The organism is Marinobacterium alkalitolerans, assembly GCF_017776525.1.
Taxonomy (GTDB): Bacteria; Pseudomonadota; Gammaproteobacteria; order Pseudomonadales; family Balneatricaceae; genus Marinobacterium; species Marinobacterium alkalitolerans.
In genome coordinates this window covers 37515-49690 of sequence record NZ_JACVEW010000025.1, presented here as the reverse complement: position 1 = coordinate 49690, position 12176 = coordinate 37515, and the positions used below count along the sequence as shown (strand labels likewise).

Here is a 12176-nt window from a genome sequence, read left to right as displayed (position 1 = left end):
GGGTGCAGGGTGCAGGGTGCAGGGTGCAGGGTGCAGGGTGCAGGGTGCAGGGTGCAGGGTGCAGGGTGCAGGGTGCAGGGTGCACATAATAGCCTGATACAGACGAAGTGCAGGCACAAAAAAAACCGCTCACAGTGGAGCGGTTTTTAAAGCCTTACGTCCGGCTAAAGATTAGATATCCAGGTTGGATACATTCAAGGCGTTGGACTCAATAAAATTACGACGCGGTTCAACTTCGTCACCCATCAGAGTCGTGAAGAGCTGGTCCGCAGCAATGGCATCATCAATGGACACCTGGAGCATGCGACGGGCATCCGGGTCCATGGTGGTTTCCCAAAGCTGATCAGGGTTCATCTCACCCAGACCCTTGTAGCGCTGAATTGAGTTGCCACGACGTGACTGCTCAAGCAACCAGAGAATACCCTGACCCAGCTCTGTCAGCCCGAAGCGTCGTTCGCCACGCTGAAGGTAGGCGCCGTCTTCCAGCAGGGACTGAAGCTCAGTACCCAGATCAACGATGGCCGCATAATCACGTGAGCGGAAGAGCTCGACATCCAGCACATAGTCAGTATCAACCCCGTGCTGTACCAGCTTGATAACCGGCAGATAAAGGCTGTGCTCACGGTCCTCACGGAGAGTACAGGAGTAGCGGTCGCCACCATCGACGTAATTGACGAGGGCATCACACAACTGATTTGACCAGGCCTGAACCTGATCCTTGTCCGCCAGAGCGTCGAGCGTAAGGGTCGGCAGGTACAGCAGACGCTTGAGCACCTCATGAGGATATACACGGCTCAGGCGATCACAGATACGTTCAACCTGACGGTATCGTGTAATCAGCGATTCAAGTGCAGGCCCGGAGATTGCTGGTGAGTCCTCACCGGGGTACAGGCTCGTACCGTCCAGAGCGCCTTGCAGCAGGTGGTTGTCCAATGCCTCGTCATCCTTGAGGTACTGCTCCTGCTTACCCTTCTTGATCTTGTACAGGGGAGGCTGCGCAATATAGATATGACCGCGTTCAATCAGCTCCGGCATCTGACGGAAGAAGAACGTCAGCAGCAGGGTGCGGATATGCGAGCCATCCACATCAGCGTCGGTCATGATAATAATACGATGGTAACGCAGTTTTTCCGGATTGAACTCCTCGCGTCCAATGCCACACCCCAGTGCTGTAATCAGGGTGCCAACCTCAGCGGAGGTGAGCATCTTGTCAAAGCGGGCCTTCTCCACGTTCAGAATCTTGCCCTTGAGCGGCAGAATCGCCTGGGTCCGACGGTCGCGTCCCTGCTTGGCGGAGCCGCCCGCAGAATCACCCTCCACCAGGTAGAGTTCAGACAGTGCCGGATCCTTTTCCTGACAGTCAGCCAGCTTGCCGGGCAGACCTGCCACGTCCAGCGCCCCTTTGCGGCGTGTCATTTCACGCGCCTTGCGAGCCGCTTCACGCGCACGAGCCGCATCAATCATCTTCTGTACAACCGCCTTGGCGTCCTGCGGATTCTCCAGCAGGTACTCATTGAGGAACTGCCCCATGAGCTGCTCCACGGCAGTTTTGACCTCAGACGATACCAGCTTGTCCTTGGTCTGCGACGAGAACTTGGGATCAGGTACCTTGACTGAAATGATAGCGGTCAGGCCTTCACGGCTGTCATCACCACTGGTGCTGACCTTGCCCGTCTTGTTCAGCTGCTCGGATTCAATATAGCTATTGAGGCAGCGGGTGAGCGCGGTTCGGAAACCGGACAGATGGGTACCACCGTCACGCTGAGGGATGTTGTTGGCAAAACAGTGAAGGCTTTCCTGGAAGCTGTCATTCCACTGCAGGGCCACCTCAACACCCACGCCGTTTTCGTGCATGGCATTGAAGTGAAAGATCTTGTTCACGGGTGACTTGTTGTTGTTGAGGAACTCAACGAACGCCGCCAGGCCGCCTTCGTATTCGAACACCTCTTCACGCCCAGAGCGCTCATCCTTCAAGCGAATCCGTACACCGGAATTCAGGAACGACAGTTCACGCAGTCGTTTGGCCAGGATGTCGTACTGGAACTGAATATTGCTGAAGGTTTCCTCAGACGGTTTGAAACGCACGATGGTGCCGGTCTGGTCTGTTTCACCGACAACCTTGAGCGGCGCTTCCGGTACACCGTGGTGATAAATCTGCTCATGCACTTTACCGGCACGGCGAATCGTCAGTTTCAGATCGGCAGACAGGGCGTTTACAACCGATACACCCACGCCATGAAGGCCACCGGAAACCTTGTAGGTGTTGTCATCAAACTTGCCGCCTGCATGCAGGACGGTCATGATCACTTCGGCCGCTGAAACACCTTCTTCTTCATGAATATCGGTGGGAATACCACGACCGTTATCCGATACAGTGATACTCTCGTCAGGGTGAATGATGACACCGATCTCGGAACAGTGTCCGGCCAGTGCCTCATCGATACCGTTATCGACCAGCTCGAACACCATGTGATGCAGGCCGCTGCCATCATCGGTATCACCGATATACATGCCCGGACGTTTCCTGACGGCATCCAGCCCCTTCAGTACCTTGATACTGGACGAGTCGTAATTCTGGTTTTCACCACTCATATTTGATCTCCTGGCGCACCCATGTGCGTTAACGTACCGGATTCCACCCTGAACAGTGCCACATCCGTCTCCGGATCCCAGATACGGCTGAGGTATCCCGGATCCACGCAGGTTATGAAGCACTGATTGGCGCTCGCCTGCAGGAATTCACAAAATTGCCGACAATGACGCTCATCAAGTTCCGATGGCAGGTCATCAATCAGATATATACAGGCGCGATTGCTCAATCGATGGAACAATGCACCCTGCGCCAGCCTGAACGCGCTGACGACAAGTTTTTTCTGGCCACGGGAAAGGCGGTCTGCTGCATTGAGCGTTCCAACCTTAAAGCGCAAGTCAGCTCGCTGCGGGCCGAGGCTGGTAAACCCCTGACGCAGGTCTCGCTCGAAGCCGGCTTCCAATAACGGCTCCAGCCCCTTGGACTGATCCCAGCCGGGACTGAACAACAGACGAACCTCAACACCCTGCAGCAATGCGCTTAAAACGGCTTCAAACTCAGGCCTGAGCTGGTCGATATAGGCTTGGCGCAAGCTGGTCATCTGCTCGGCATAATGCACAAACTCCGCATCCCAGACCCGTCTGATGCGAGGGTCAATTTTACCACATTTCAGCAGTGAGTTGCGCTGCTTGAGTGCGCGCTTGAAGCCCCGCCAGTACTGGATAAACGTGGCATCCGCATGAAAGGCTCCCCAGTCCAGAAACTGCCGCCGGGTGCCCGGGCTGCCATCGAGCAGGTCAAAGGTATCACTGTTGATAACCTGGATCGGCAAGAGTTCGGCCAGGTCCGCCGGACCAAGAGAAGCCCCGGCATAACGCGCCCTGACATCACCCTCCAGATGACGCTCGACCCCCAGCGGTTTGCTTTGGCCATTGGCCAGCGGGTCTGCCTGGGCAAATACCAGCGAGCGGTCGCAGCCTTCCTGAACCAGGTGACGAAACTGTCCACTGCGAAAGGAGCGAGTCAGCCCCAGAAAGTGGATGGCCTCAAGCACACTGGTCTTGCCACTGCCGTTATCCCCGTAGAGGATGTTGATACGACTGAGGGGCGACAGGTTCACCTGCTCAAGGTTACGGATATGCTCGATTTTAAGCTGCTTAAGCGGCATGAAAGGAAAGAGGTGGGCAGGGAGCCTCGGACGAGGCCCCCTGAATGCCATCACATGCGCATCGGCATGACGACATAGAGTGCATCGGGCTCATCATAGCCCTGAATCAGAGCGCTGCTGTTGGAGTCCAGCAGGGTAAAGCGCACCACATCAGAGTTCAGGATGGACAGCACATCCAGCAGGTAATTGACGTTGAAACCGATCTCCAGGGGGCCACCCTGGTAGTCAACGGCGACGGTCTCTTCCGCTTCTTCCTGCTCCGGGTTGTTGGCCATCACCTGCAGATAGCCGTCATTCAGGGTAAGGCGCACGCCGCGGTACTTCTCATTGGACAGAATCGCAATACGGCTGAACACCTGACGCAACTCCTGACGATCACCGAGCAGCTCCTTGTCACCGTTGCGTGGAATCACGCGCTGGTAATCCGGGAACTTGCCGTCGACCAGCTTGGAGGTGAAGGTAAAATCTCCCACGTTGGCACGGATGTGGTTGGCACCAATGACCAAACGCACAAGCTCATCCCCGCCCTGAAGCAGGCGGGCCAGCTCCAGAATACCCTTACGCGGTACAATGATCTGCTGCTGGGAACCGGCGTCGGTCTGAACCGTGCTGACCGCCGTGGCCAGACGGTGACCATCGGTGGCAACGGTTCGCAGCTCGCTGTCTGCCACTTCCAGCAACATGCCATTCAGATAGTAACGCACGTCCTGCTGGGCCATGGAGAAACCGGTCTGCTCAATCAGACGACGCAGAGACGACTGCGGCAGCTGAAGCTCAAAGGTCTCAGGGCTGTCTTCCACGTTGGGAAATTCCTGCGCGGGCAGGGTGGACAGGCTGAAACGGCTGCGCCCGGATTTAATCATCATTTTCTGGCCGGACAGCTCCAGCTCAATGCGAGCGTCATCCGCCAGGGACTTACAGATGTCCATCAGTTTGCGCGCCGGGACCGTCACCGAACCGGGCTCGGCAACAGGCTCGTCCAGTTGTACACGCCCCACCAGCTCGACTTCAAGATCGGTACCGGTCAACGCCAGCTGATCACCTTCGGCCACCAACAAAATGTTGGACAGCACCGGCAGTGTCTGACGGCGTTCCACAACACCAGCTACCAGCTGCAGTGGTTTAATGAGCGCTTCGCGAGATATAACAAGTCTCATGATTCGGGCTACCCTGTCAGGTCCTTTTACTACGCCGTCAGATGACGCAGCAGGTTTTTGTAATCTTCTGCAATATCGGTATCGGTTTCCCGGAGCTCTTTGATCTTGCGACAGGCATGAAGCACCGTCGTATGATCGCGACCACCAAAGGCATTACCGATTTCCGGCAAACTGTGGTTGGTGAGCTCTTTCGCCAGGCTCATCGCCATCTGGCGCGGCCGGGCCACGGAACGGCTGCGCCGCTTGGAGAGCAGATCAGCTACCTTGATCTTGTAGTAGTCCGCTACAACCCTTTGAATATTATCAATACTAACCTGTTTATCCTGAAGCGCCAGCAGGTCCTTCAGGGATTCCTTGATAAAGGGTGTATTGATCGCATTACCTGTGAAATGCGCGTTGGCAATGACACGCTTGAGCGCGCCCTCCAGTTCACGCACATTGGAACGAATCTTCTGTGCCAGGAAGAAGGCCGCATCATCGGGCAGATTCACCTGCGCCTCCTGCGCCTTCTTCATCAGTATGGCAACTCGGGTTTCCAGCTCAGGCGGCTCGATCGCCACCGTCAGCCCCCAGCCGAAACGGGACTTCAAACGTTCTTCGACACCACTGATCTCTTTCGGATAACGATCACTGGTCAGAATCATCTGCTGACCACCTTCGAGCAGGGCATTGAAGGTATGGAAGAACTCCTCCTGAGAGCGCTCCTTACCTGCAAAGAACTGGATATCGTCGATCAACAGTGCATCAACCGAGCGGTAATAGCGCTTGAAGTCGTTAATCGCGTTCAACTGCAGCGCCTTGACCATGTCAGCCACAAAACGCTCGGAATGCAGATACACGATACGCGCGTTGGGGTTGCGCTTGAGCATCTCGGTTCCCACCGCATGCATCAAGTGCGTTTTACCCAGACCAACACCACCATATATAAACAGAGGGTTATAGGAACCGCCCGGGTTGTCGGCTACCTGCTGTGCCGCAGCCAGCGCCAACTGGTTCGACTTGCCCTGTACAAAGGACTCGAAGGTGAACATGGGGTTCAGGTTGGACTGGTGACGCACACCGCCTTCCACCTCAACCCGACGCCCACCGGGAGCACCTACGGGGTGCTCGGGCGCAGTCTCGAACTGATCGAAGAACCCCATCTGCGGGGTCAGGTCATCCTGGGCCGGCTCCAACTGAGCCTGTTCCGACACGGCTGGCGTTGAAGGCTGGGATACCGATTGTTCCGGTGTACCCAAAGACTCGGGCGAAATGCCATTTGGAGCAGCAGCCTGAGGCGCTGACATCTGTGGCTGAGCAGCAGGGCGCATGGACGGAATGTTGTCATGCGCAGGGGTAGCGGCAGGTGCCATCGGCGACGGTGAAGGGCGCACCTGGGGTTCTGCTGCAGAACGTGTCGAGCGCGTTCGCGCAACCTGAGTACGGGCACGAGGCGCTGCAGCACCGGGGCCTGAGACATCCAGTCTCACTTCGGTACTCATGCTGCCTGTCGCTTCGGAAACCGCCTGTTGGATGCGGGCGAGAAACTTGTCAGCGACCCAGTCACGCACAAAGCGATTGGGCGCTACCAGCACCAACTCGGATTCCGAGCAGGCGTCAGCTCTCAGCGGCCTGATCCAGGTATTGAATTGCTGGGACGGGAACTCCTGTTGCAGCGCATTCAGGCACTGTTCCCAAAGGTCAACCGACATCCATCATGCTCCCAAGCACTTTCATCCGTCTTCGGGTTAAACAACGTAATTCCGCTATTCTACCTGCTGCAGCGCCGGTTATCCACAATACTTGATGTTTTTTTCACGCCGAAGTGAACAACCGAAACAGCTGATTAAAATTCACCCTAAAACACCTCGTATCATCCCGAAAAAACAGTTGATGACAGCTTTTTCTCAGGGTTAATAACAGACCAACAAATTGAAAATAAAAATGTAATTGTGTTTATCAACAGAATTATTAAAAATGAGTGCCCCCGCAGGCTGATACTCACCTTTTCGTCAGCACAACCGGAAATGTGCACTATTCATACAAAAAGTGTTTGCAAGACAACCAGCGATTCCTTAGAATTTCGCGTCTTGATTTTTTACCCGTGGATATCAGCCACCTCACGTACATCAGTGTAAGTAGGACTGAGGCAATGAAAAGAACATTCCAACCCAGCGTTCTGAAACGCAAACGTAATCACGGCTTCCGTGCCCGCATGGCTACCAAAAATGGTCGTCAGGTTCTGAGCCGCCGTCGCGCCAAAGGTCGTAAGCGTCTGTCTGCATAATTCAGACTCTGCATAAGGTCGCATGACTGAATGACCGATTTCCGATATCCCCGCCGGCTACGTCTGTTAACCGGCGGGGATTTCAAGCGCGTATTCGACCGTGCTGACGTCAAAGTACCGGACCGGCACCTGCTGATCCTGGCCCGCCCTAATGATCTGGGACATCCCCGGATCGGTTTCGTCATATCCAAGAAAAATGTCCGTCGGGCGGTGCAACGCAACCGTGTTCGGCGTATCATTCGCGAATCCTTTCGCCTGCACCAGCATCAACTTCCGGCACTGGACATGATTATTCTGGCCCGCAAGGGACTTGATGATCTCGACAATCCGGATGTGCATGACATGATCAGGCGCTGTTGGTCGCGTGCCAGCAAAAAAGCCCGAAAGCTCACACAATAAACTGATGGTTCTACCACCATGGATGTACAGCGAGTCATATTGATCGCCGCTCTGGCACTGGTCTCCTACCTGATGGTGCTGCAGTGGAATGAAGATTACGGCCCCGCCCAGCAACAGCCGCAACAGGAACAGGCTGCAACCGTTTCCGCCTACGACAGTAATGGTCAGGCCGCATCCGAGCTGCCCCAGGCAGGTGATGCCGCAACCAGCGCTGATGTGCCGGTAACCGCTGATTCCAAAGTCGAGGCCAGCAACGGCAACCTGATCAAGGTGCGCACCGATGTGCTGGAGCTCCTGATCGATCCCAAGGGCGGTGACATTATTCACGCTGCTCTGCCGCAGCATGAGTCGGCCCTCAATTCCAACCAGTCATTTGTCCTGCTGGAACAGAATGCCAACCGTACCTACGTGGCACAGAGCGGCCTGGTTGGTCAGGATGGCCCCGATGCTGCCAGTGAAGGTCGACCGGTTTACAGCAGTGCCAAGAGCGAATACGAGCTGGAAGGTGACAGTCTGCAGGTTGACCTGACCCTCACCACCGATAAGGGTGTGACCGTTACCAAGCGCTTCACCTTCGCGCGGGGCGAGTACGATGTGGACGTGGAATTCCTGGTCAATAACGCAGGAACTGAGCCCTTCAGCGCTGTTCTCTTTGGCCAGATCAAGCGTGATGGCACTGGTGATCCTTCCCAGCAGACCTCCATGGGCATGCAGTCCTATCTGGGTGCCGTGTTCTCTACCGCTGAAAACAACTATCAGAAAGTTGATTTCGGCGACATGGATGAAGAGCGCTTCAAGGCCACCAGCCCGGATGGCTGGGTTGCCATGGTCCAGCATTACTTCCTGAGCGCCTGGGTACCCGAGCCGGGTGCCGAGTACACCTACCAGTCACGCAAGGTGAATGACCAGTATCTGGTTGGCTTCCTGTCACCGAGCTTCAATGTAGCCGCCGGTGAAAGCCAGTCCGTATCGGCAACCTTCTATGCCGGTCCCAAGGATATCGACCAGCTGGAGCAGATTGCGCCCAACCTGGAGCTGACCATCGACTACGGCTGGCTCTGGTGGATCGCGTCTCCGCTCTACATGCTGCTGAAGTGGATCCACACCGTTGTCGGCAATTGGGGTCTGGCCATCATCGGCATCACCATCCTGGTCAAGGCGGCCCTGTTCCACCTGAACGCAAAGGCGTTCAAGTCCATGGCCAAGATGCGCAAGTTCGCACCTGAGATGACGCGCCTGAAAGAGCTGTACGGCGACGACCGTCAGAAGATGTCTCAGGAGATGATGAAGCTGTACCAGAAGGAGAAGATCAATCCGCTGGGTGGCTGTCTGCCGATCCTGGTCCAGATGCCGGTCTTCATCGCCCTGTACTGGGTACTGATGGAGTCGGTCGAGCTGCGCCACGCGCCCTTCTTCGGCTACATTCAGGACCTGTCGCAGATGGATCCGTACTTCATTCTGCCGATCCTGATGGGCATCACCATGTTCATCCAGCAGATGCTGAACCCGACACCGCCTGACCCCATGCAGGCGAAGATGATGAAGATGCTGCCGATTATCTTCACCTTCTTCTTCCTCTGGTTCCCGGCAGGTCTGGTACTGTACTGGCTGGTCAACAACATCCTGTCGATCGCCCAGCAGTATGTGATCAACAAGCAGATCGAAGGCAGCGCCGCCAAAGACTAGGGCGTCTGACCAGAGTAGAATACAAGGCTCCTTCGGGAGCCTTTTTCATTGTATGGGGAGACAGGCATGTTGGGGCAGACTCAGGACACTATCGCAGCACAGGCAACACCACCGGGACGCGGCGGCGTTGGCATTATCCGGTTGTCCGGTCCGCAGGCCCTGAGCATTGCCGAACAGCTGCTCGGCTTCACTCCCAAACCCCGTCACGCGCACTACACGCCGTTTCTGGGCGAGGGTGGCCAGGAGCTTGATCAGGGCATCGCGCTCTATTTCCCCAATCCCCACTCCTTTACCGGCGAAGACGTGGTCGAACTGCAGGGCCATGGTGGTCCAGTTATTATCGACCTGCTGCTGCAACGCTGCATCACACTGGGTGCACGACTGGCACGCCCGGGCGAGTTCTCCGAGCGCGCGTTCCTCAATGACAAGCTCGATCTGGCTCAGGCCGAGGCCATCGCAGACCTGATCGACAGCTCCTCCGAACAGGCCGCCCGCTGCGCTCTGCGCTCACTGCAGGGCGCCTTCTCCGAGCGAGTACATGCGCTGGTAGAAGCACTGATCCAGTTGCGTATCTACGTCGAAGCCGCTATCGACTTCCCGGAAGAAGAGATCGACTTTCTGGCTGACGGCAAGGTTCAGGCCGATCTGGAAACCATTCTGTCGCAACTGAAAGAGGTACGGCAGGAAGCCCGACAGGGCAGCCTGCTGCGAGAAGGCATGAATGTGGTAATTGCGGGGCGCCCCAATGCCGGCAAGTCGAGCCTGCTCAATGCCCTTGCCGGGCGTGAAACCGCCATCGTCACCGATATCGAAGGCACCACCCGGGATGTGCTGCGCGAACATATTCATATCGATGGCATGCCACTGCATATCATCGATACGGCCGGTCTGCGGGACGCACCTGATGCGGTTGAACGGATCGGCATTGATCGCGCCTGGGAAGAGATCCGCAAGGCAGACCGTATTCTGATGATGGTCGACAGCTCGCGGTCTGCCACCACCGATCCGGCACAGCTCTGGCCTGAACTGGCCAGTCATCTGGATGATTTCAGCCATGTCACGCTGATCCGCAACAAGGCCGACCTGACCGGCGAACCAATCGGGCTTTCACAGCAGGGTGAGTACACACTTCTTTCCCTGAGCGCGCGCGATGGAGAAGGTGTGGACCTGCTACGCCAGCATCTCAAAGAGGTAATGGGCTTCAGCAGCACCACTGAAGGCGGTTTCATGGCCCGCCGCCGCCATATTGATGCACTGGAACGTGCGCGCGAACTGCTGGAGACCGGCGCCGAGCAACTGCAGCTGCATGGCGCCGGAGAATTGCTGGCCGAAGATCTGCGTCAGGCCCAGCAGGTGCTGAATGAAATCACCGGTGAATTTACCTCCGATGACCTGCTGGGACGTATCTTCAGCTCATTCTGCATCGGAAAATAGCCAAAGGATCAGTTTTTTCGATCAATTTCTGCCAAATGCCTGCATTCATCTCCTCCAGACGGGCTGCCAAAATAGCGGCATCTGATGGAGGAGTCATATGCAACTCAACAACCACACCTCATCCTATGGCTGGATCGCCATTCTGCTGCACTGGTTGATGGCCATTGCCATCATCGGACTGGCCATTGTTGGCCTGTGGATGGTGGACCTGAACTATTACAGTCCCTGGTACAAAACAGCCCCTTTCTGGCACAAGAGCATTGGCCTGCTGTTGTTGGTGCTGCTGGCTTTCCGCCTGTTCTGGCGCTGGCGCCAGCCAACACCACAGGCGCCCGTGGGTCATCAGCCCTGGGAAAAACGGCTCGCCAGCCTGACCCATGGACTCCTCTACGGACTTCTGGCCGTCATACTGCTGAGCGGATACCTGATCTCAACCGCAAAAGGGGATGGCATCAGCTTCTTCGGCCTGTTTGAAGTGCCTGCGCTGATCAGTGGACTGGACAACCAGGCCGACCTGTCCGGCTGGATTCACTTCTGGGCTGCCATGATCCTGCTTGGACTCGCGGCCCTGCATGCCGCAGGCGCACTCAAGCACCACTTGTTGGACCGCGACACTACCCTGATCCGAATGCTTAAACCGACCCCGATTCAAACGGAGGAACACTGATATGAAAAAAGTACTGGCAAGTCTTACCCTTGGCGCATCCCTGGCTCTGTCTGGCGTGAACGCCCAGGCGGCTGATTACCAGATCGACAGCCAGGGCCAGCATGCGTTCATCAACTTCAAAATCAGCCACCTTGGCTACAGCTGGCTGTACGGTCGCTTCAATGACTTCAGCGGTACCTTCAGCTGGGATGCCGACCAGCCGCAAGACAGTGCAGTGCGTGTCAGCATCGATCCGGCAAGTGTTGATACCAACCACGCCGAGCGTGACAAGCACCTGCGCAGCGGCGATTTCCTGGACGTGAACACCTACCCGGAAGCAGGCTTCACATCTACCCGGGTGGAAGCACTGGATAACGGTCGTCTGAAGGTAACCGGTGATCTGACCCTGCACGGTGTGACCAAAGAAGTCGTGATCGACGCCGCCCTGCTGGGTGAAGGTGAAGACCCCTGGGGTGGATACCGTGCCGGCTTTGAAGGCACCACCAAGATTCGCCTGGCAGACTTCGGTATCAACGCACAGCTTGGGCCTGATGCTGAAGCAGTCACCCTGATCCTCAGCGTTGAGGGTATCCGTCAGTAACGCCCCTTTACTGCCTCCCTGGTGCGGCCGTTCCCCTCGGCCGCCACTTATACACACCTCCCTTCCTTATTTTTTTCATCCACACAAAATTTTTTTCCCACTGAAAACTGTATGTATGACATACAACAACGGATTCAAGCCATTGAATCGGTGTGGGTTAAACTCGTTCTCCACATACTTGATCACATACGGCAACCTAATAAGACATTGAAAATAAAGGGCTTATAGGGTTTGCCGTGCATTTCAACAAACTTAATCCACAAACTGCCTCTTCAACTTCAGGCAGAGT

At 56.1% G+C, this 12176-nt stretch carries 10 protein-coding genes; 6 read left to right on the top strand and 4 right to left on the bottom strand.

The window, feature by feature from the left end:
• Positions 1 to 171: 171 nt before the first annotated feature.
• From gyrB to dnaA, 4 genes are read right to left on the bottom strand one after another with little or no spacing between them, the layout of a single operon-like run.
• Complete coding sequence (gyrB, locus tag H9C73_RS13920) at positions 172 to 2592, bottom strand: DNA topoisomerase (ATP-hydrolyzing) subunit B (RefSeq protein WP_209288508.1); 2421 nt, start codon at positions 2590 to 2592, stop codon at positions 172 to 174.
• A complete protein-coding gene (recF, locus tag H9C73_RS13915) occupies positions 2589 to 3698 on the bottom strand; it encodes a DNA replication/repair protein RecF (RefSeq protein WP_209288507.1) in 1110 nt (369 codons plus the stop codon). The genes gyrB and recF overlap by 4 nt, the downstream gene beginning before the upstream one ends.
• A gap of 50 nt (positions 3699 to 3748) precedes the next feature.
• Positions 3749 to 4855: a DNA polymerase III subunit beta gene (dnaN, locus tag H9C73_RS13910; protein ID WP_209288506.1), complete on the bottom strand. Its 1107-nt coding sequence runs from the start codon at positions 4853 to 4855 to the stop codon at positions 3749 to 3751.
• A 29-nt stretch (positions 4856 to 4884) separates the two neighbouring features.
• Positions 4885 to 6546: a chromosomal replication initiator protein DnaA gene (dnaA, locus tag H9C73_RS13905; protein ID WP_209288505.1), complete on the bottom strand. Its 1662-nt coding sequence runs from the start codon at positions 6544 to 6546 to the stop codon at positions 4885 to 4887.
• 440 nt (positions 6547 to 6986) lie between these two features.
• Here dnaA and rpmH point away from each other — a divergent pair, with 440 nt between their 5' ends.
• From rpmH to H9C73_RS13875, 6 genes are all read left to right on the top strand, one after another.
• Complete coding sequence (rpmH, locus tag H9C73_RS13900) at positions 6987 to 7121, top strand: 50S ribosomal protein L34 (protein WP_209288504.1); 135 nt, start codon at positions 6987 to 6989, stop codon at positions 7119 to 7121.
• A 30-nt stretch (positions 7122 to 7151) separates the two neighbouring features.
• Positions 7152 to 7520, top strand: a complete 369-nt coding sequence (rnpA, locus tag H9C73_RS13895) for a ribonuclease P protein component (RefSeq protein ID WP_209288503.1) — start codon at positions 7152 to 7154, stop codon at positions 7518 to 7520.
• Positions 7521 to 7538: 18 nt separating this feature from the next.
• Positions 7539 to 9206 carry a membrane protein insertase YidC gene (gene yidC / locus H9C73_RS13890; protein ID WP_209288502.1) on the top strand — a complete coding sequence of 556 codons (1668 nt, stop codon included), beginning with the start codon at positions 7539 to 7541 and terminating at the stop codon, positions 9204 to 9206.
• 66 nt (positions 9207 to 9272) lie between these two features.
• On the top strand, positions 9273 to 10640 hold the full coding sequence (gene mnmE / locus H9C73_RS13885; protein ID WP_209288501.1) for a tRNA uridine-5-carboxymethylaminomethyl(34) synthesis GTPase MnmE: 1368 nt from the start codon (positions 9273 to 9275) through the stop codon (positions 10638 to 10640).
• Between the two features lie 97 nt (positions 10641 to 10737).
• A complete protein-coding gene (locus H9C73_RS13880; protein ID WP_209288500.1) occupies positions 10738 to 11307 on the top strand; it encodes a cytochrome b in 570 nt (189 codons plus the stop codon).
• 1 nt (position 11308) lies between these two features.
• Positions 11309 to 11887: a YceI family protein gene (locus tag H9C73_RS13875; RefSeq protein WP_209288499.1), complete on the top strand. Its 579-nt coding sequence runs from the start codon at positions 11309 to 11311 to the stop codon at positions 11885 to 11887.
• Positions 11888 to 12176 lie beyond the last annotated feature (289 nt).